Source organism: Mariniphaga anaerophila (assembly GCF_900129025.1).
GTDB lineage: Bacteria > Bacteroidota > Bacteroidia > Bacteroidales > Prolixibacteraceae > Mariniphaga > Mariniphaga anaerophila.
In genome coordinates this window covers 92,999-115,619 of the sequence record NZ_FQUM01000010.1, presented here as the reverse complement: position 1 = coordinate 115,619, position 22,621 = coordinate 92,999, and the positions used below count along the sequence as shown (strand labels likewise).

The 22,621-nt window shown below is 39.6% G+C and carries 15 protein-coding genes; 3 read left to right on the top strand and 12 right to left on the bottom strand.

The genetic code is table 11. The features are described 5' to 3' along the window. The first annotated feature begins 535 nt into the window (after positions 1-535). A complete protein-coding gene (locus BUB08_RS17285) occupies positions 536-2,308 on the top strand; it encodes a histidine kinase N-terminal 7TM domain-containing protein (RefSeq protein WP_073003167.1) in 1,773 nt (590 codons plus the stop codon). A 56-nt stretch (positions 2,309-2,364) separates the two neighbouring features. Here BUB08_RS17285 and BUB08_RS17280 read toward each other — a convergent pair whose 3' ends face one another. From BUB08_RS17280 to BUB08_RS17225, 12 genes are all read right to left on the bottom strand, one after another. Further along, positions 2,365-3,348, bottom strand: a complete 984-nt coding sequence (locus BUB08_RS17280) for a metallophosphoesterase family protein (RefSeq protein ID WP_073003166.1) — start codon at positions 3,346-3,348, stop codon at positions 2,365-2,367. Positions 3,349-3,610: 262 nt separating this feature from the next. Further along, positions 3,611-6,055 (bottom strand): family 78 glycoside hydrolase catalytic domain, encoded by a 2,445-nt coding sequence (locus BUB08_RS17275; protein ID WP_073003165.1) that lies wholly within the window; start codon positions 6,053-6,055, stop codon positions 3,611-3,613. Positions 6,056-6,282: 227 nt separating this feature from the next. Continuing rightward, positions 6,283-7,473 carry a beta propeller repeat protein gene (locus tag BUB08_RS17270; protein WP_073003164.1) on the bottom strand — a complete coding sequence of 397 codons (1,191 nt, stop codon included), beginning with the start codon at positions 7,471-7,473 and terminating at the stop codon, positions 6,283-6,285. Between the two features lie 32 nt (positions 7,474-7,505). Further along, positions 7,506-8,120 carry a NanQ anomerase/TabA/YiaL family protein gene (locus BUB08_RS17265; RefSeq protein WP_083570836.1) on the bottom strand — a complete coding sequence of 205 codons (615 nt, stop codon included), beginning with the start codon at positions 8,118-8,120 and terminating at the stop codon, positions 7,506-7,508. A gap of 3 nt (positions 8,121-8,123) precedes the next feature. Next, positions 8,124-9,605 (bottom strand): sodium:solute symporter family protein, encoded by a 1,482-nt coding sequence (locus BUB08_RS17260; RefSeq protein ID WP_073003163.1) that lies wholly within the window; start codon positions 9,603-9,605, stop codon positions 8,124-8,126. Positions 9,606-9,628: 23 nt separating this feature from the next. Further along, the gene (locus tag BUB08_RS17255; protein ID WP_073003162.1) at positions 9,629-10,549 is read right to left on the bottom strand and encodes a dihydrodipicolinate synthase family protein; all 921 of its coding nucleotides are present in this window, start codon (positions 10,547-10,549) and stop codon (positions 9,629-9,631) included. Positions 10,550-10,631: 82 nt separating this feature from the next. After that, positions 10,632-11,708: a uroporphyrinogen decarboxylase family protein gene (locus BUB08_RS17250; protein WP_139249776.1), complete on the bottom strand. Its 1,077-nt coding sequence runs from the start codon at positions 11,706-11,708 to the stop codon at positions 10,632-10,634. Positions 11,709-11,986: 278 nt separating this feature from the next. Beyond that, positions 11,987-13,957, bottom strand: coding sequence for an FG-GAP repeat domain-containing protein (locus BUB08_RS17245; protein ID WP_073003160.1), 1,971 nt, complete (start codon positions 13,955-13,957; stop codon positions 11,987-11,989). 192 nt (positions 13,958-14,149) lie between these two features. Next, positions 14,150-15,664 (bottom strand): RagB/SusD family nutrient uptake outer membrane protein, encoded by a 1,515-nt coding sequence (locus BUB08_RS17240; protein WP_073003159.1) that lies wholly within the window; start codon positions 15,662-15,664, stop codon positions 14,150-14,152. An 18-nt stretch (positions 15,665-15,682) separates the two neighbouring features. Then, positions 15,683-19,048, bottom strand: a complete 3,366-nt coding sequence (locus BUB08_RS17235; RefSeq protein ID WP_083570835.1) for a SusC/RagA family TonB-linked outer membrane protein — start codon at positions 19,046-19,048, stop codon at positions 15,683-15,685. Between the two features lie 152 nt (positions 19,049-19,200). Beyond that, positions 19,201-20,217 carry a FecR family protein gene (locus BUB08_RS17230; protein ID WP_073003157.1) on the bottom strand — a complete coding sequence of 339 codons (1,017 nt, stop codon included), beginning with the start codon at positions 20,215-20,217 and terminating at the stop codon, positions 19,201-19,203. A 79-nt stretch (positions 20,218-20,296) separates the two neighbouring features. Then, complete coding sequence (locus tag BUB08_RS17225; protein WP_217651647.1) at positions 20,297-20,881, bottom strand: RNA polymerase sigma-70 factor; 585 nt, start codon at positions 20,879-20,881, stop codon at positions 20,297-20,299. 192 nt (positions 20,882-21,073) lie between these two features. Between BUB08_RS17225 and BUB08_RS17220 the strand changes: the two genes are divergently transcribed. Then, positions 21,074-21,889, top strand: a complete 816-nt coding sequence (locus tag BUB08_RS17220; RefSeq protein ID WP_073003156.1) for an FRG domain-containing protein — start codon at positions 21,074-21,076, stop codon at positions 21,887-21,889. Positions 21,890-21,908: 19 nt separating this feature from the next. Next, positions 21,909-22,616 carry a class I SAM-dependent methyltransferase gene (locus tag BUB08_RS17215; RefSeq protein WP_175550035.1) on the top strand — a complete coding sequence of 236 codons (708 nt, stop codon included), beginning with the start codon at positions 21,909-21,911 and terminating at the stop codon, positions 22,614-22,616. Positions 22,617-22,621 lie beyond the last annotated feature (5 nt).

The following is a 22,621-nucleotide window of genomic DNA, read 5'->3' as shown; positions in this document are numbered from 1 at the left end:
TCGATGTTTTTCTAATTTCAAACAGATAAAAATTGATTAATCCAATTGTTTACTATATTTGCCCGGCACAAAAAACGAACAGCTAAAACACATAAGACCAATAATAATGAATATAAAAACACCTCACCACACACTTCCCCCAAACAAAACATTTGTTCAAAAATTAAATTCAATTGAAAAAAATAAGCCCGAATTAGCGAGTTTAAACTACCCCTCATTTTCGGATTTTGTAAACATTACGAATATCGATTAAAATACCGGAGTTCCTTAAAATCCGCAAGAAAAAATATGAGGCAAAATTTTCGGAAAGAAAAGCGATAAGAAGAACGGAACTCCAGAAAAAAGGTATGTTTCACTAAGTTTTCAAAATTCAGAAAAATGATAAAAAATCAGTACAACCAACACATTTCCATGCGTTCGCTTCAAAACTTATCGATATTGATTGTAAATTGCTCAAAAAATAAAACCAAAAAAAACAATGCAACTGCTAAAAACATTTTGCCGTGAAATGAACTATTTTTACTTTTAAAACCGAATGATAATTTCTTTGGCTAATATTATTTTCAAATCTCTGCCCAAAGAGAGCATTATTGAATTTTTGGCGGTTGCCATTGCTTTAGGAACTTTGGCAATTCTTTGGAAGCACAGAAAGTCACCGGAAGTAAAATACCTTATTTTCATTGAACTTTCCGCAGCAATTTGGGCGCTAACTGCCGGGTTTGAGTTTATGTCTTCTACATTGGAAACCAAACAATTATGGTCACAGGCCTCCTATCTCGGTTTCTCGTTTATGCCGTTACTTTACTTTTTATTTGCATCGGCATTCAGTCAAAAAATAAAGTACATTACACCAACCAGCATTACATTGCTTCTGGTCATTCCTTTTATTACCATCTCACTTTCCTTCACCAACGATTTTCATCACCTGATTTGGAGTAACGTAACTCTGGACGCCGCAAAAAACATGCTTGTCATTGAACACGGGATGTGGTTCTGGATTTTCTGGGCGTACTCTTTTACGCTGGTAGCTGCCGGTTTTTTTAATCTGCTGCGGTCTATCTACGAATTTACCGCATACTACCGTTCTCAAATCAACATACTGCTTATTGCCACATTAATTCCCCTGGCCGGAAACATGATGTACATTACCGGAATCAGCCCTATTCCAGAATTTGACTGGACACCGGTTTCTTTTTCGTTTACCGGACTGGTAATTACTTTTGGCATTATTAAATTCCGCATGTTCGATCTGGTTCCGTTTGCCCGGAATAAGTTGATTGACACAATGAGCGACGGCGTAATTGTTATCAATGCCGAAGGTTTTATCGAAGACCACAATCCGGCAGTAAATCATATTTTCAACCTCAAATCCAAATCCATTATCAGGAAACGGTTTGAAGTTACTTTTTCTCAATATGAAAACCTGGTTGAAGGCGTGACAGGCGACAGCACAAACCTGGTTGAAATTGAAACAACAAATAACGGAAAGCAAAGCTTTTACCAGGTTCGCATTTCACCAATTTACGACAGAAACCAGAAGCTTTCAGGGCATCTGCTGCAAATAAACGACATTACATCGTTAAAAGAGACCGAAAATAAACTGAAAGAAGAAATAGAAGAACGCGGCCGGCTAATTGAAGACCTCGATGCTTTTGCACATACAGTTGCTCACGACCTTCGAAATTCGCTGGGCTCGGTTCATTCCTCCAGCGAAATTATTATCGAAAGTTTAAACGAAGGAAATACGGAAGTATCGGAAGAGTTTGCAACAATGATAAAAATTGCGTCCAACAAGGCCATACAAATTACGCAGGAGCTGCTGATACTGGCCACCGTAAGCCACGACGAAATAGAACGCAAACCGCTGGATATGCTCCGGATTTTTTCAGGAGCTAAAAGCCAGATTGAAGAATTGATTTTACAAAGTAAAACACAAATTGTTTTTCCGGCTGAATGGCCAGTTGCACTGGGATACAGTACATGGATAGAAGAAGTTTGGGTAAATTACATTACAAATGCCATTAAATATGGAGGAGCCCCTCCAAAACTTGAGGCCGGCTCAAACGCACCTGTTGACGGAATGATTCGGTTCTGGGTGCAGGACAATGGCGATGGAATTTCAGCAGAAGATCAGTCCAAGCTTTTTTTGAAGTACTCGCGCTTGGTTCCCGAAAAAGCAGACGGTTACGGACTCGGGCTTTCTATTGTTAAACGGATTATCGAAAAGCTGGGGGGACAGGTTGGCGTTGACAGTACCGGGAAAGAAGGCGAAGGCGCCAAATTCTGGTTTGAACTTCCTTCCGCCTGATTCCCGTTTCCCGGAACTATTGTTCGGAGTTTTGCTCCAAACGTCATTCTTTTTTATTACTTCAAGTCGTCAGGAAATAAAGCCTCATCAATCATCTGCCCGTCGCGCAACCGCATCCAGGTTTTAAACTGCTTTTTCCCCTGCTCCAGAACAACAATTCGCGAACCGTGCTGCAAATTTCCGTAGGTTGTTTTTCCTCCGGACCAGCGTCCGTATGTTAGTGCAATACCGTAATGATTCACAAGGTAATCGTTCACATGGTCGTGCCCCACAAAAGTGCCCATTACATCGCCGCCAAGCAGCATTGCAGTAAACATTCCGGTATTAATTTCCGGCGAGCACTCATCTTCGTTACGTTGTCCGCTCCGCTTTGCATCACTGTCGAAAGCCGTTTTATATTCAGGCAACGGAATATGAAAATAGGCCAGAGCAGGCAACTTCTCCCCGTTTTTCAGTGTATTTTTCATGCTCTGCTTTCTGTACCAGTTCACCTGGTCAAACGAAAACCAACCGTAACCTTTTACACTGTCGAGCGTGCTGTATGCATTGGAATCAAGAAAATACAGCAACGCGCATTCTTCTTTTTTGTCGGCATTTACTTTTAATAAATAGTCTCCATATTTTGATTTTGCAGCCGGCTTTTTACCCAGGTATCCCGGGAAGTTCTTCAGAAGCTCCCGAATCTGGCTACGTGTCAAATCCTGCTCATCGTCGTGGTTGCCCAATGTAACAGCAAACGGAACACCGGCTTCGATAACCGGAGCCAAAACTGTTTTCCAACCTTCTGCCGCCGGTCTGCCCGTTACAATATCACCACTAAATGCCACCATATCCGGCTTTTCAGTTTCAATAATAAATTTGATTAACTCGAGAGACGGTTCCGATTCCGGCACGCCCGGTTTAAAATGAACATCTGTAAACTGGGCAATTTTAAAAGTGCCGTTTTGATTAAAAGAAAGTTTGGGTTTACCCTGCGAGTTTGCTGTAAAAATGCTACCCGCCAGGAAAGCCAAACACATAAACGCTCTAACTAATTTCATTTGTTTAAAATTATTTGTTTTTTATGATAACAGTTTGATTCAAATCTGTTTTGTTCTACTTGCATGCTTTGGAAGAATTCAGTTTTTCAATTTTTCTTCCGAAAGATAAAGCAAGATTTTTAAAAACCGGTTTCTGCTGTCTGCAATTAATTTCTTTTTAATCAGGAATCCAATTTTCAACATAACAAAACATTACCGGGCAGGTTCAAAACTTCTAAAAACACCAAATACTTGCTTGTGATCAGAACAAATTCGGTTACGTTTATTGAACTGTTACGCGGTATTTTCCTTCTGTCAGTTCAAATTGCCCCGACGAAAGACCACTAACGGAGCCAGATACGAACGACTTATCTCCCTCTTTTATTATAGAAATTGATTGTGCAGGTTCCTTCTTCAACTTAACAACGGCAGACGTTTCCCGAGGGATCTCAAACGAGTACACCACTTTATTTTCGTCTTTTTTCCAATCGGATTGAATTCTGCCGAAAGGAGACGTATAACCGGAATTCACAAAATCCATGTTTTCCGGCACACCGGGAGCAAGAGTAAACTTTCTGAAACCCGGAAACTCCGGGTCGGGTTGAATTCCTCCCAGCCAGCGGTAAAACCATTCAGAAACGCTTCCAAACATGGGATGGCAATTGGAATAAATATTGTCACTCTCTTTCCAGGTTTCCCACAGGGTTGTTGCGCCATTGGCAATCATAAATCCCCAGCCCGGGTATTCGGTACTATTCACAATTTGAAAAACCCTTTCGGGAGACACATATTTAGAAAGCGCCTCAAGAATGTATTTCGTTCCGAAAATTCCAGTCGTAAAATGATGTGACGGCGCGTTTTCCAAAGCCGCTAGTAACGAATCGACTGCCGCCTCCGTTTCTTCTTCGGGAACTACGTTGTAATACAACAGGGTAGAAAAAAGCGTCTGGCGGTTTATTTCCTGAGTCACCGGCTTGTCCCAAAACTCTTGTTTCAGCCTCTGCTTAATCTGGGCTGCAAGCTTTTGATATTGCTTCTCCCCTTCTTTATCAGACATTACCGATGCAAACTTTTGCATTATTTCGGCACACAAAAGATAATGGCTGGTTCCGGTTAGTTCCACCGGAACAGGAACCAACGACTCATGATCACCCAACCCCGAGTCCACCCAGTTTTCAGGATGAATTCGTGCTACCTTTTCCATCCATTTTTTATTGAATTCATACATTTCTCTGACCAGCTCCAAATCGTTATAGTAGAGGTACAGGTAATACTGTGTGGTGAGGAATGCCGATTCCCAGCTCAGTCCGCAATACTGAATTCCAACATAAGGAGCGGTATCCACAAAAACAGAATCATTCATGGCATCCACCCAGTCGTAAATCGTTTTCCGGTAAAACGACTGCATGTCGAAGTTATAGATATACGCCTCGCTGGTGGCATTTAAGTCGCCGCCATACCCGAATTTTTCTCGGGCGGGACAATCCGACTGAACGCTAATCAGGTTGGCAAGAAAAGTTCGTTGGGTAGCATCCTGTATTGAGTTCAGCAATTCGGAAGAACAGGAAAAATGACTGCTTGACGCTACATTGGTGTTCAGCGCCAGTCCTTCCACCTCATCAACCCCGGGTTGCTTTTTCAACCCCTTAATCTCCATATACCGAAAGGTGTGAAACGTAAACTCAGGCTGGTACCATGCTTCTTTCTGATGCCCCAAAATATACGTGTCGGTTTGCCATGCAACAACCGGTGCACCGGGCCCTCCCACCCCTTCTTTTTTGATTTGGCCGCAAACCGTAGTCATCGGGTTTAGTGTGCCATCGGGATAAATTCGCTCTCCAAACCTGAAAACGACAGAATCTCCCGGCTCGCCTGTTAGTTTAATCCGGAAGGTCCCGGCAAAATTCACGCCCAAATCCACCATCCAGATTCCTTTTTCAGACGAATAAATTTTCTCCGGACGAATTCGTTCGGTCACCCGAATCGGCGGGAAAAAAGCTTTCTGCAGCTTTCCTCCCGGGCCGTCAGAACGAACAGCATTATTCCATGAGGAATCATCAAATCCGGGCACGTCCCATCCTTCCACTTCCTTTCGTGCATCGTACACCTCTCCCAGGTAAACATTATTTTTCAATAGCGGGCCATCTGCATATTTCCAGGTTTCGTCTGTTCCTATTTCTTCGGTTTCTCCATTCGTGTATTCCAGTACTATTTTCCCGATAAATACCGGCCGGCCTGTGTGCATCACATCCCGCAGGTTGCGACGCCCCCACATCTTCAAAGGCAGCGGATTATAAAACCCGTTTCCGAGCGTAACCCCGATACAGTTTTCCTTTGCATCCAGCAAGTCTGTTATATCGTATTCCGAATAATAAATCCTCTTGCTGAAATCGGTCCAGGCGGGGTCGAGCATATTTTTTTCCACCCGCTGCCCGTTAATATTGGCATGGTAGTAGCCGGCTGCCGTTATCTGTACCCAGGCCGATTTTAAATCACCATCCACAACAAACTCCTTCCGGAACAGTGGCGCCGGATCATCCAGATAAAAAAGGGAATCTGAATCCGGAACCGGTTTGTTATTGCCTATCCAGTAAGCTGTTTCTTCATCGTTGGAAAGCTCCAAAACGCTAACACTACTGTTTTTAGAGGAACAAGAACACAGTTCAACTGCGACGCAAAGCAACATTACAACTTTTAAATCGCTTAATCTGAATAGTGTAGGAAACATCTTTATTGGTTTTGTTAATTTTATTAGACAATCAACTCAGAACAAAAATAGCAAGCCCTGCATGATAAAAAAGCTGACATGGGATAAATTTATCCGGGAGGAATTGAAAATGGCTCTATTCTTCCTCCGTTTTCTCTGCCACCAATTCGTTACTATAAAAAAGGGCGACTCTTTGTTGTCGCCCCCAATATTATCAGGTTATGAGTTGATGCTTTCAAACGTCCATTCTATCTCACGTCCTTTTTTATCATTTTCTTGTAATTTTTTATGCGGTGGAAAGTCAGATAGTTGGCATCATGAAAATTATGCGCTCCTCCAAATTCATCATCGAAGGCTGTTCTTGAAAGAAAAACAATATCCTTGCCTGCAAATTGCCAGTCGATATATTGAAACCCATGTTTTTTTACATCAGGATGTTCCAACAAGATTTCATGAACAGTCCAGTTTTTTAAGTCTAAAGAGCTTTTTAAAACTGCTGTATTTCTAACACCGGCTGCTGGTAAATGAGAGAACTCTTCTTTTACCATATTGGCAATTGCCCAGTAGCGTTTAGTCCTTTCGTCGTACCGAATAGAGAACTTTTTTGCACCACCAACAAAATCCATAAATCCACCAGCCGGATCGAAAGTTGCTTTTCTGCCGTCATCGCTGATGTGCACAACTGCCGCCATGTCCGACCCAGGTTTAGAAGTGGCGACCCTTAGAATATCCAATACTTTGCCTTCATAAGTAACCACCGCGTTTCCCTCCAGCCACCCTTTAAAGTTTCCCTCAAGATAGGCTGAATCATAAGGCAGGTAATTAGTCGTTCGCCAATTTGCTGCATCAAGTAAATCTGAATCAACCGGTGCTGATATCATCATCGCACTGTAGCGTTTTCCCCAGGCTTTTGTATCGGCTTTAGCATTTTCAATGGCGCGCCAGATATACCCGTTATGAATAATCATTGGCATTGGTGCCGTGTGATACTCTCCCTCCAGCAACAACCCTTTTTTGCTGTCAGTAGGCTCAGTCCACGTATGGCCACCATCAAGCGAACGGCGTATTATAAAGTTCCCATGGTGTTTCCATGTACCCATTATATACAACTCATTTTTATGCACAAACAAGTTCGACCAAAACTGTCCGTTTATTTCTGACATTTTCTTCCAGGTTTTTCCTTTGTCAGAAGATTTAAACACAGAAGTTAATGCTTGCTCATGCTCTGTGGAGTTCGGGCCAAAATGGTCGTGTGAGGCGATATAATCACCGTTTGGGAGTATGCAAATACTTGGTGACCCAATATACGTTTCAGTTGATGCCGGAATATAATCGACTACAATCCCCGGTACTTTTTCAGACTGAGCGCACAAGAATTGCGTTGCAAAAAGCACATACAAAACAGGGAAAAAAGCCTTAATAAATTGTTGAGTTTTCATGTAATTAACTATTTATTGTAATGATTTAGAATTTAGTTGATTCTGACTTTTACAACTACCTTTCTTACTTTACTGTTTTTACTGGCCTTAAAACAGGGACGGTGCGCATCATCGGGAAAAAATACAAAAAACCTTATGGAGTCGGCATTCCGGTAATTATTTTGTTCAGCCTTGAAAAATGCAATGTCCCGGTCTTTATCATAAGGATCTACTTCAAATGTATTTTCAAGTGGGACGACTCCAATCTTCTCTTCTCCAAAAACCAGGTACTGGATATCGGCATATTGCCGGTGGGCTTCAAAACGGGTATCTTCCTCGTTTTTTGTTACGTACTCATCTACATTCACAAATAAATCCGAACCTTCCAGTTCATAGCGTCCGGGCGATAAAGCTGCCAAATCCTCATTATTGAGAAAAGAAAATGCTTTTGCCCATCGTTGAGGATGTTTAGAATACTGAAGTGCAAATTCTTCCTGATTGATTGACTCATCAGGCTGAACATGCCATCCTTCTTTCCACTCTCCTTTTTCGAACCATTCATTAAGTTCGTCATTTTTTATGTTTTCAGAACCGGACTTTTTTGATTGTGTGCATGCTGTTGTCATAAAAATTAAGATTGCCAGAACAGTCACTAATTGATTTTTCATTTTTCAACATTGTTTACGGATAAGCTTATTGGAAACAATTCCAATAAAAAATCCTATTATAAAAATAGAGGTAGTGCCAAATACAATGGATAAATAACTATGGAAAGGGCTGGAATATTTGGCCAATGCTCCATCAGTAAAGAAAATTGGGGACAGACTCATCCAACCGATCAGCAGCACGCCGGTAATTGTTCCAATAATGGCTGCTTTATTCTTCACTTTAGGGGCAAGATATCCTAACAGGAACAGTCCCAACATTCCTCCACTAAAAATCGATGCCAGTTTCCACCATGCATCCAAAGCACTTTTTACATTTATCATAGCAATGGCAATAAGAATACCTATTATGCTAAAAAAGAATGAAGAGAAGTACAATACCTTCATTGCCTTTCTTTCCACTCCTGAATGGTTAGAACTCAACTTAAAAAAATCGGTTAGAATAACGGTAGCAGAACTATTAAGACTGGTGGATACAGTGCTCATTCCTGCTGCAAAAATTGATGCAATTAATAGTCCTGTCAGCCCTGTTGGCAATTGATTCACTATGAAATATGGGAAAACTTCATCTCCTTCTACACCAGCTGGCAACAATCCCTTGTTCATTTTGTAGTAACTAAACAGGGCTGTTCCAATGAAGAGGAACAAAGCTGAAACAGGAACATATAAAAGTCCTCCATATAAAGCTGACTTTTGGGCGGCTTTGTCTGATTTTGAGCTCATATAACGTTGAATGTAATTTTGGTCAATGCCAAAATTTTGCAGGTTAATGAACAAGCCGTAAATCAACACGACCCAAAATGTTGAAGTTGTCAAATCTGTACTAAAACTTCCCAGACTAAACTTTTGGTTCTCTAGTGCGACCCGAATAATTTCTTCCGGCTCTCCGGTTCCTGAAAACATCAATACACCGATGCAGACCAAAGCGCCTATAATTAAAATAATGGCCTGAATGGCATCGGTCCACATAACCGCCTGAATTCCGCCAAGAAGCGAGTATACCATCACACTAACCCCTGTTATAATAATGATGGTTACAATATTCCACCCAAGAAGAGCATGCAAAGGCAACGCCATAAGGTACAAAATTGTTCCCGCCCTCATTAACTGGGTTAACAGGTACATTAAAGACGCATAAGTTTTTGCCCACGGACCAAAACGTTTTTCAAGATATGTGTATGCGGAAGGGCTGTTTATCGATCTGTATAATGGAACAAAAAACTTTACGGCAATCACAGATGCTAACGGTAAAGACAAACTAAATACAAAAACATTCCAATTGGACAGAAAAGCCTGTCCCGGAAGGGCAAGGTAACTAATACTGCTCACAAAGGTAGCCAGTATAGACAGGCTTATAACCCACGTTGGCACTTTATTGTTTCCTAAAGTGAATGCAGACGCTGTTTTATTTTTTCGATAGAAGGAACTCCCAAACAAAACTATACCCAGAAGATAAATTACAAAAATAAGGATATCGATTAGTGTCATTTATTCAAATTAATTTGTTGTAATTAATCAAGCTCCAGTGCAGCTATTGCCTCTTTGACCCTACTCCTTTCAGGCTTTTTAAAACGATGGAATGGTTCAGCCATAAAATCATTGCAAACCCCTGTAACAGACAAAGCACATTTAAGTCCTTTTAAATAACTTGACCCATAATGCCCAATAGTATACAGAGAGGTACTTATTTGTATTACCTTTTGCCTGAGTTTACTTATTCTTTCGAAATCCTTAGCTAAAGATGCTTTATACAAATCAACGTAAAGACCAGGAAACAAGTTCGCTCCGCCATTTACCCCTCCATGTCCTCCCATTAAAACGAATTCGGACAATAGTTCCTCTGGGCCTATCATAAAGGTGAAATCCGGGCACTTGTCTTTCATCAAATATCTGATTTGGTTAAAATATGTCAAATTGCCTGAACTGTCTTTCATTCCAACTATTCCGGAAATTTCGGCAGCAGAAATTACTGTTTCCGGAGCAAACATAACCTTGGTATGAACAGGCATATTGTAAATAAATAACGGAAGAGGAATTTGGGGCATTATCCGGTTTAGGTATTCCAGCAATTCCGGTTGTGCAGATGCAAAATAGTACGGAGGAGTTAATACAACAGCATCAGCTCCATTTTCTGCAGCACACCTGGCCAGATTAACACTTTCTGTGAATGCAGAGTCTGAAACTCCAACCAGAACAGGAACCCGTTTATTGACCAGGGTGCAGGTTGTCTTTATTAATTCATACTTCAACAGGTGACTCAAGCTTGCAAATTCTCCAGTGGTGCCCAAAATAAAAACACCATGTACACCACCTGAAATAACATGCTCAATTAACCGTTCCAAACCATCTAAATCAAGCGTTTCATTATCAAGCAATGGAGTTACTAATGGAGGAATAATACCTCGTAAAGGAAAGTTCAAATTATTTTTCACTTATTTATGTATTTTTTGTTTGTTATAACTTCTTTTAATACTCTGATTAAGATACAGTCGACATTTTCTATTTATTATTAATCTACTTCACTCTAAAATTTATCTTCTCTACGTAATCAATAACATGGCAAACTTTGCTATCAGGGATATCTTCATCAATATCTGCTATTATAATGTCACAAGGAGAAAAAGAATTTACAATGTACTTTATATCATCTTCTATCTCGTTTGTTGATTTTGAATACAAATCCATAGGTGTGTACATCAAAGCTCTTCTGGCATTAGAAAAAAACTCTTTTGCTTTTTTCAAATCCGAATCAATTCCCATATCGATATAACCAAGATTTGAAAATTTCGAATAATACTCCATATACGGATTGGCATTCCATGCACAATTATGAATTCCCACTGTACCAAAAACCTTAGAAATTTTCAAGTCAAAAGGCATTATAAAATCCCTATATTGTTCAGGAGAAATCATGTTAACTAAACAATTACTTATGGTTACAAATTTATATTCCGAATTTTCTCCCTTTTGATGCATATATAGTGTTTTTACACCCTCAATCATTGTTGTGCTAACGCAATCTAATAAATGCATTACTCTTTCTGGGTTTATGAACATGTCGACAAAAATTTGTTCTCCTCTCAATCTACAAGCATTGTTTAGTACTCCTTGCCAATTAATAAATCCTATTATCTCACCTTGATCTTCATGAATCCATTTCACCTGTTCTAATAATTTTTGAAAAAAGTAATTATCCATAAGGTCTGGAGGGTTTAAAGAATCGACCTCTGAATCAGACAAATATTTACTAGCACAGGTCGGCCAGTTATTTTGACTATAAATAATAGGAATTTCATAAATAGCCGCAATAGTGCATGCTCCGTAAAGCCCGGTTAATAAGTCCGGCTTTTCCGATTGGATTCCAACATCTCTATTATGAAAACGTTTTTTAAGTTCCTGACGCATAGCCAATACAGTTTGCTTTCTGTACTCTGGATTGTTATGCCATTTCTCTCCGAAATCTATCCCCAATTTATTTCTATACCACCGTGGGGTAAATCCAATCTCCAGCCGGACGTCTGGCTCATCTCCGACAGCAGGGCGACGTGTGGCTGGTGCCGAAGGAGCTATATAGCTAACTAACTGTTCCACTCTGAAATTTATCGTTTTATAACTGTAAACAGGCTCATCAAAATACTTCACATACAAAGTATAGCATTTACCAAATTTTTATACCATTACCAAGCAAAACAGGAGGCTGTCTCAAAAGTCTTTTAGTAATGAAATCAACTTGCAGCTTGTAAGTATCCATTTAGTTTTTACCTCTAAATCCCCTTTAGGGGACTTTAATCCTCCCTCTTTAGGGAAGGTTTGGAGGGGTAAGACGAAAAATGATATTATACACATAGAAAAAAAATTTAAAAGCTTAGCTACTTCGAATACGGGTTAATTCGATAATACAAGTACCCATCTTCAGCTCCGATAAGCAAATCTTTGCTTTCCTTTCCTGTAAGGTTTATCACGGTAGGACTACTTGTATGTCCTGCTAACTTTCTATCATCTAGCAATCCCATATCTTCAAAAGTAGTAATACCGTTTTCCATTCCAATATTTCGAAAGAATGTAGCATTTTGGCTATTGAGCAGTAAATCCAATCGCCCATCATTGTCAAAATCTGCTATTGATATTTTCCTTCGTCCACTGCCACCGGCTTCCTTCTCATTTAACCTTAATGGACATTCTTTTTCTTTTAAACGAAATACTCTTTCTCCTGGTAATAAAATGATGTTGTCACCTTCTTTCTTCCGGCGAAACAACGACAAATAGCCTTCATGATCCAACATCACAAGGTCTGTTAATCCATCGCCGTTCCAATCAATCGCAACAGGCGTCGTTCTCCATTGAGTAACCAATTCATCCCCTTTCGGATTCCACCAATTCCACTGGGGTTTTGGAACTCTATCCTCCCATTTAACTTCTATGGGCTGAGCTGATTTCAGCTTCGGATTGGTCAGAGTACCAACATTCTCATACCAAACAACTTTGCCCCAAATTGAATTTACTATTAAATCTGGGAGTCCATTATGATTCCAGTCTGCAACAGACAATGTTGTATATCCCCATTTTGCTTCTGCCGGACCTTGAATTGAACCATTTGAGCCTGCCAAAATTTTTATCACCTCACCATCAGATTCCAGTAATTTCGGAGCATCCCACTTTACGGGGGTTCCACCCAAATTTTTAATAAAAGCAATATGTCCTGCCGTATTTCCTGTAATTATATCGTCCAATCCATCTCCGTTCCAATCATAGCCAACAGGTGTTGCAAGTGCCCCAAATTTAACTTTATCCGCCTGCTGCTTAAAATATCGTGGTTGCAAAAACACAGGCATTCCATCAATAATTTCTCCTGTATGTTCGATTAATGCTACCCTGCCATCTTCATCTCCCACAATCAAATCCGGCCAGCCATTTCCAGTAAAATCAAAAGCAATAGGAGTAATCATGCAAAGCCCCATCCGGATAATCTGGTCACCATTTGTTAACGGTCTGCCAGTAGCAAATAAAGGATTTTCTATGGTGCCTACGTTTTCAAAAAAAGTAAACCCATCACGAAATTCACCACAAAGAATATCAGGGTTGCCGTCGCCATTGAAATCTGCATAACTCGGAGAAGGCATACCGAAAACTTCTAGAGGAGTACCGTCTGTATCAAAAAGCTGAATCGTTTCATCATAAACAGGGTTATCATTGGAACCTTCATTTCTTGATAAATAAAGATATCCACGAATTGGTCCATTTGTCCACTGTCCTTCTTTATTGTAGGCATTATCCCATCCATAATATTTACTCCCTCTATAATCCCTAGGTCCCCATATTCCAACACCAACGAGCAAGTCCAATATACCATTTCCATTAAAATCTACTAACTGCCATTGATTTGCCCTTATTCTATCCAGATGAGCAATAATATTATTCATATTATCCGCAGGAATGCTTTCCGGAGCGTTGAAGCAATTAACCTTAAAATCTTTATACAATTTACCCGGTGTTGTTACTAAAGGGACACCATTATGATATGACATCCTTACATTCCGCACTCCATCGCCAATGCGCTTTGACGATTTAAAAATTGGTAGTCTATCAGCATCTATATCCCCTGAATTTTCAAAATAGTAAACGCCATTATATGGGGTGTCTGTACAGACAACAACTAAGTCTATTAACCCGTCGTCGTTATAATCCATTGGTAGCGGCCAGGCCCAAAGACCAACACCTAAATCAACTAACAAATCAGGATTATTATACGACAGCCGTTCAAGTTGCTGACTAATTGACATAAATGGCAAAAAAAAGAACCAGAAAAATATTAAATAAAGGAATAACAATTTATTTTTCATCGATATACTAATTTTGGATTCTTAAATAGGTTTGAAAAAAGCCTATCAATCTCGGTGTTATTTTAATCATTATCAACAACATCGTTTTTGTACTAATGTTATTGAAAAACTTTTTTTAAAGATAACCCAGCTATGAAGGCCGCCATAACTGGGTTACCAATCATAAAATATCGTCAAAATACTCTTATACAACTATCTCCATTCAGCATTTTGCTCTAGATTTTTCGCTTTATCAATCGCGCTTTGAGGAATTGGCCAGACATAATGTTTAGCTGGGTCAAAATTTCGGGTGTGGATAATTCTTAGTGGAAGTAGCCCCGGTATTTCAAAACTAACTACTTGCTTATTCAATACAATTTCTGCTGTTTTCCACCTTAATATATCAAAATACCTTAATCCTTCACCGGCTAATTCAACTCTTCTTTCATTTCGGATTGCATCTCTCAGCTTATCTTTAGAGTTATACTTATTTCTATCTAAAACCGGCATTCCTGCCCTTTTTCTAATTTGATCTATAGCATCGTAAATGCTATCGTCAGGACCTGCAGCTTCATTTTTTGCTTCTGCATACATCAATAACACATCAGCGTACCTAAACAAAATCCAATTTACCCAAGATGTTCTTTGCTGGGTCACCATATCGGCAATATATTTTCTAAAATAGACATATGTTCTAGCGGGAGTTCTGTCATCCAAATTATTCACAGGATCATATACAACTCCCGATAAAGTATCAAAAGGAACTATGAAATTCATTTTAAAACGTGGATCTCTATTTTTCCACGGGTCAAGAGGATCGTATAATGGGGATTCTTCGATCGACAGCCCATCTATACACTCATATGAATTTACAAGATCAGGCAAAGGCAAACTTCCACTGGTTCCTCCAACCCGATAGAAGCTATATGGAAATTGCAATGTGTGTGTATACAAGTCTTTGGCATATTGATGAGCTAAAATCACTTCACTAGTGACATTGTTAAAGCTTGTAAGAAACAGCTCATTATAATTCGAATGTAAACTATAAATTCCCAAATCAATAACTTGCTTTGCGGTATTGGCAGCTTCTTCCCAGCGACCATTATACAATAAGACCCTGGTCTTCAATGACAGTGCTGCTCCTTTTGTTGCTCTACCAACATCTGAATCAGGCCAGCTAACAGGAAGTTTATTGATTGCCAAATCCAACTGATCTAAAACATAATCCAGAATTACACTTTTTTCTGTATTCGGTAAGTCTGATTCTTCAAGAGGCAAGGTTTCTTTGATAAAAGGAATATCCCTATACAATGTTATTTTCTCGAAATATTGATATGCAATAATGAAATGAGCCTGTCCGGTAAGCATATCATACGCCTCTGATGAAAGATTCGACATCTCATCTGCTCTCTCTATTAACTCCAAACAATGTCTGATTGTGTTGTAACCCCATTTTATACCTACCAAACCATCTGTTGGAGCCTGAAGTCCTTGTGCTATTAAATCTCCTGCACCAACGCAGTCATCGCTCATCGAATCAAATCGATAATCATTTACCCCAGGTAAAGAACGATAAGCATAATTTATCCACATGGTAGCATCATTCTCAGTTTTCCAGTATGTAGCATCTGAAATATCTGCTAATGGTTCTGTATTCAAAAAATCACCGCATGACAATAAAAATATTGTCATTATAGAAAATAAAAATTTAGCTATTATTGTTCTCATAATATCATTATTATACTTTTAAAATGAGAGATTAATCCCGAAATTAATAATCCGGCTTAATGGATAAAACGTTGCTCTGGAATCCGGAGCCTCAGGATCACATCCATAAATACCCGTTAATGTAAATAGGTTTTCTCCGCTTACATATAGTCTAAAACGGTCAATTCCATATTTATTCAATAATGAAGAAGGCAATGAATAACCTAGCTGTATATTCTTCATCCTTAAATAGGCAGCATTCTGTAACCAAAATGAAGAAAATCTATTATTAAAACTACTTATTCTCATTTTGGGAAATTCTCCAGGAATCCATGTCACGCCATCTTCTGCCAAATGCCATCTGTCTAAATGGTTTTTCTGGGCAGTTTCAAGACTACCTCCAAAAGGTTGTGTAGGCCTATCAATAAAAGTCTTTTTGTAGGCTACTCCTTGAACAAAAGCAGAAAAATCAAAATTCCGCCAACCTAAATCTATGCTAATTCCATACGGGAACCTAGGCCTTGAACTACCAAGTCGTTGCCTGTCAGCAGCTGTTATTTTTCCATCATTGCTAATATCTTCGATTTTTAAATCTCCGATTCCGGTTTTAGGATTTAACTTGGCATAGTTATCAACCTCTTCCTGTGTTGCAAAGATGCCAATAGCTTTGTATCCATACCATTCATTCATTTCGTAGCCAATCTCTGTAATTCTGTTGCTACTAATCTGAGGACTTCCAATCATGGAAACTACTTTATTCTGAGCGTCAGAAATCTGAAGTGCAACATGATATGAGAACTCCTTAATATTGTTTCTGTATGATATTTGAGTTTCCCATCCAAAATTCTCGACTGTTGCCACATTTTGATAGGGCGCTCCAAGCCCATAAGATGTTGGAACAGCAGGCTTCATTAAAATTCCTTCTGTATTCTCCTTGAACAAATCAAATTCAATATTAAGTTTACTATTTGCCAAACCAAGATCAAAACCAATATTGCTGGTAGTTTTTGTTTCCCACTTAAGTGAAGCATTTGGTGTTCCCGAATAATAGGTAGCAGTTTGTGCAACACCTCCAAAATAGTATGCGCTGGTTGCAACAGTTGAATAATACTGATATAAAGCTATATTCTGGTTTCCAACCTGTCCCCAGGATGCCCTGATTTTAAAATTGTTCACCCAATCAATATTTTCCATAAAACTTTCTTCGCTTAATCTCCAACCGGCAGAGAAAGAAGGGAAAAAGCCCCACCTATTATTTTCGCTAAATCTGGATGATCCATCATACCTCATGGTTGTTTCAAATAAATATCTATTATTCAAAGAATAATTCAATCTTCCAAAATATGAACGAAGAGCCCATTCGGATGCGCTACTGGCTGTAGTCCAAACAGAAGGATCACTACTTCCAGCATTTATGACATAGATATCATCTGTTACAAAATTTCTTCTTCCAACCCTTTCCCAAGTATCGGTATTCCATTCTTGTGAAAAACCCAAAAGCCCTTTCACCTCATGATTCTCACCAAATGTTTTATCATAATTCAATAATAGTTGAGCATTATGCTGATAATTGTCCTTATTATATATAAGTAGCGAGTTTATATTATAATCAAAGTCTACAGTAGTCAAATCATCTGGGTTAATAAACTGCATCCTTTTACTATAATCTACCTGTCTAGTATGATCGAATTTTCCTCCATACATTCCATTTATTGATAAGCTTGGTAACAACTTATAGTCTAATGTCACAACTCCTGTAAATCTATTTAATGCTCGTTCTTGAAACCCGCCATCCTCTGAAGCCAGACCTATCCTATTGGCCCAGCCTGTTACCGAGGCCCATCTTCCATCACTCGTAAAAATAAAATCATCCGCTCCCCTCCTAAAAGCAGCATTATAAATAATATCTGAAAGTCCGCGTGTTGGTCCGGAGGGATATGTTGCCTCCGACATCTGGTGTCTTCTGGTTGGTGCGTATTGAACATTCAAATTAATATTGAAGCGTTCACTTACCCTGATATTATTATTCAGCCTAAAGTTGTATCTATTAGATGACGTATTTCTCAGTGTGCCGTCTTGCGAGGTAATTCCAATAGATAAAAGGTATTGATTAATTTCGCTTCCTCCTGATAGTGAAAGGTTATGGCTATGTTGACCTGCTGAATTAAACAAATAGTCAACACGATCTGTTTCCGGCAATTCACCCTTTCTATATGCCTCCATTTCTTCCAATGTATATTTATAAACCGTTGTTTCCGGATTGCCATTATACTCTGCCTCCCGGTATAACATTACATGCTCGTATGCATTCACCATATCTGGCAACATTGTAGGGGTTTGGATCCCGTAATATGCATCGTATGATATTTTGGTTTTTCCAACAGAACCTTTCTTCGTAGTAACCAAAATAACTCCCCCTGATGCACGAGCTCCGTATATCGCAGCAGAAGCCGCATCTTTCAATACTGAGATGCTTTCAATATCTTGTGGATTAAGATTGACCAAAGACATAGCAATTCCATCAACAATAATTAAAGGATCATTATTAGAAAAAGTACTAACACCCCTTATATTAATTTTGAATTGTTCGCCTCCTGGTTGTCCTCCTGTTTGATTAACAAGTAATCCCGGAACTTTTCCCTGAAGTGCCTGAGTCACGTTGGTAATTGGCCTTGTTTCAAATTCTTTGGCATCAATTCGACCTACCGACCCTGTCAAATTTACTTTCCTTTGTGTACCATATCCAACAGCAACAACTTCATCTATACCAATAGCATCCACATCCATTGTCAGATTAACAATTGTTTGATCTCCAATGACTATTTCACGAGTTCTCATTCCAACAAAAGAAAATATCAAAGTTGCCCCCTCAGGAATATTTGTTACCGAGTAATTTCCATCGGCGTTAGTCACTGTACCTTGGGTAGTGCCTTTCACTACTACGGTAACGCCGGGCAGGGACTGACCACCGGAGTCTGTCACCTTTCCTGACACAATTTTCTGTTGCTGAAGTGTGTTTTTTTGCGAAGCAATTAACGATGCTTTGGGAATACTCAGCAAAATATTTCGGTCATAAATCTCATAGGTGATTCGTTCATCTTTTAGAAGCTCTTTTAAAACGTCATCAATCAACGTATTTTCAAAATTAACCGAAACATACTTCACATCATCAAAATAGTCACGATTGTAAAAAAAGTAAAATTCTGATTGCTGTTCAATGGCATCAAATACTTCTGACAGCTTGGCATTTTTCATTTTTACCGTAAGCCTTGTGGCCTGCGAATAAACACTGGCCGAAGAGGAAAAAACAGCAATTAAAATAAGATAAATACTTAACCGCATAATCAACAAGGTTTTTTTAGAGCAGGGACACAACTTCCCCACCCGTTTTGTCAAATTTTTCATACATTTACATGTTTTTGTTAATAACTGATTTAGCTTTTTCTGGCTAATGAAGGTTGTAAAGAGGGAAAGCCACCACAGTTTCCCTCTTTTCTTTTCGCAGGCCAGGTCTAATTAAACTTGTACATTTTTGTCATAGGCATCTTCGTTTAATTTTAGTTAGTTTTTCGCAACCACACCTCTTTATTTTCGATGTAGTAATCAATTCCTGAAGTCTTTTTGATTTTTTCCAGTGCTTCAATGAGGTTATTGTTGTAACTGAACATTCCCCTGAACCGGAAATTACCGAGAGTCTGCGGCTTCAGGTGAAATTTAATATCATAAATACGTTCAAGTTCTTTAACCAGGTCGTTCAGTGTCGCGTCTTTAAACAGCAGTTCCCCGTTTCGCCAGGAGGTAAACATATCGGCCTCTACCTGTTGAATTTTCAAATCGTTATTAGCCGGATAATAAACAGCACGCTGACCCGGCTTTATATCCAGACTTTCTCTGTTGCCGGCATTAAACTGAAGCTCAATATTGCCTTCTGCAAGCACCGTCTCAAACTCCTGGCTGTCTGAATACGCCACCACATTAAATGAGGTTCCGGTTACTTTTACATTGGCATGCGAAGTAACCACAACAAAAGGATTCTCTTTGTTGGATGTCACTTCGAAATACGCCTCTCCTTCTAACTCAACCTCCCTGATTCCCCTGTTAAATGAGGCTGTATTGTAAACAACGGAAGAGCCGGTGTTTATCCACACTTCAGTTCCATCGGGCAAAATACATTTGGAAACATGCCCTTTGGGTGAGCTTATTTCGCAAAACTGTTCTGAAAGCTGAAGCTGCTTTTCACCACCATTAAACAAATGCCAGCCGATGCCCAATGCCACCGGAAATGCCAAAACAGCAGCAATTTTATAAATAAATGATTGCCTGCTGATTCTCTTTATCTTCCCTGAAAGGTAATTGGAATACTCTGCGGTGAGCTGGAATTTATCCTGGTTCAGTTGTTCTTCTGAGAGATACCCCTCACTTCTATCCCACGCTTTTTTTGTTCTTTCATATAAAACCCTGTTGCTGTCGGCGGCAGATCGCCACTGCTCCAATTCATGCATTTCTTCAGGTGTAGCATTGCCGGAAATGGCTTTGCTAATAAGCACATCAATATTAGTATAGTTTTTCTCCACGGTTTTGTCTGAATCGTTTAAAACTCAACGGTCTTTCGAAACTTAGACGAAAACAAAACGATTTACCCTGTAACGTAATTCAATTATTTGTAGTAAAAAAACAGGCCATCAGATTAATCATCTGGTAATCAGATAAATTTTCCCGAAGTTTTTTTAAAGCGATTCCCATTTGCATTTCAACCGTCTTAATCGAAATATTCAATTCTCTCGCTATTTCGGCGTACTTCAGCCCTTCGAAACGGCAGAGCAAAAAAACTTCACGACACTTTTCAGGAAGTTGACTGACTGCACTATTAATTCGTTCGTTCAATTCAGCTTCTTCCACCAAATCGTGAAAAGGGACTTCTTCCATGTCGGCATGCAATTCGGATACCTCAACAACAGTTTTTGCTTTTCTTAAATAATCGATACAACGGTTTCTTACGGTTTGGAACAAATAGGATTTTACTGACTTTTTTACTTCTATCTTTTGCCGGTTTTGCCACAAATCTATAAAGACTTGCTGCACCAGCGAACGTCCCAGATCCAAATCATTTAGGTATTTCATGGCAAAAAAAGACAATCCAGCATAATAACCTTCAAACAGAAGACTAAAAGCTTTCTCGTCGCCTTTTTTTATGTAAATAAAAATAGATGGATCTTTTATATCGACCATTTCGTTCATAAGATTAAGTCGATGCAAAATAAACAGATAGTTCCAACAAAAATAATTTTCCAGTACTTTTTTAAACATAAAACAGAAGAACGTTGCACCGCACTTACGTGTAAATTGCGAGCAAAAACAATGTTTATCCAGATACTGCTATTGCAGCTCATGTTTGTTTCGTAATTTAGCACCAAAACGAAAAAGGATAAAATGACCTGCAAGATAACGGCTAACGATGTGGTGGTAAAAACATGGAATCAACTGGTTGAGGAAGTGTATCATGATGCATGGAAACCGCAGCTGGGAAGGTACAGAAGCGATTATGCTTTCAGAGGATTGTCTGACTGCACCTACCAGTTGAAAAACAGTTTTTTGAGAAACTGCGGTCGTCACCCCGAGCTGGAATACCATCTTCTCCGAAATTTCAGAAAGTATGCCCGGACCAGCGAGCCTCAGCTTACCAATACACAATTGCGGTCGTTGGTGCTGGCACAGCATCACGGGCTCACAACCCGGTTACTGGACTGGACCTACTCCCCTTTTGTTGCCATGCATTTTGCCACTTCAAATACTGAAAAATTCGATGTTGACGGAGTGATATGGAAAGTCGATTTTGTAAAAGTAAACCGTTTAATCCCTGAACCGCTAAATGCCTTACTCAGTCAGGAACAATGCAATGCTTTTACCGTGGAAATGCTCGAATCAGAATTTATCACACTTCAAAAATTCGACGAAATAATTGGGCCCGGAAATGTACTTTTTTTCGAGCCGCCATCGCTGGATGAGCGAATTGTCAACCAGTTTGCGTTGTTCTCCATTATGACCAATCCTACTGCCATCTTCGATGAGTGGCTGATTAAACACCCCGATCTTTATCGACGGATTATTATCCCGGCAGAGTTGAAATGGGAAGTGCGCGATAAACTTGATCAGGCAAACATCACCGAGCGAGTGCTTTTTCAGGGGCTCGACGGGCTGGCGAGCTGGCTAAAAAGGCATTATCAGCCCAAAAATAATGTTGAATAAATTATTGAAAAATACACACATGAACGATCCCATTGGAAGGGCAATTGCCGATTATTTTGAGTTTGGCGAGGCTCCTGATATTGAAATACACACCAACTACACCGAAGGAGAATCGCTCTCTCCTGCGTTGTTTTTCAGAAGCACGGAGGATATGCAGGATTTGGAAGGAATAGCAGTAAATCACTGCAAGGGAAGAATTCTGGACGTTGGAGCAGCTGCCGGGTGCCATGCACTGGAATTACAAAAACAGGGGCTGGATGTAATTGCCCTGGAAAAATCGAAGCTGGCAGCCGATGTAATGAAAAAAAGAGGAGTTAACCAGGTCGTATGCTCAGACATTTTTCATTTTAATGAAAAAGGATTTGATACCATTCTGATTTTAATGAACGGAACCGGGCTCGGCGAAACCTTAGAAGGGCTGAAAAATTTGCTCATCCGCCTGAAAAGCATGCTAAATAAAAACGGACAAATTCTGATTGACTCGTCTGACATTAGCTACCTTTTTGAAGAAGAGGACGGTTCTGTTTGGGTGGACTTAGCCAGTGACGCATATTTTGGTGAAATGGAGTACGAGCTTATTTATAAGGATGCCCAAACAACCTTTCGTTGGTTATATACCGATTTTGAAACGCTCCGGAAAATATGTAGCGACATAGGACTGAACTGCAAAAAAGTTAAAGAAGGAGAGCATTTCGATTATCTTGCGCAAATAACCGAAGCTCAATAAAAAGC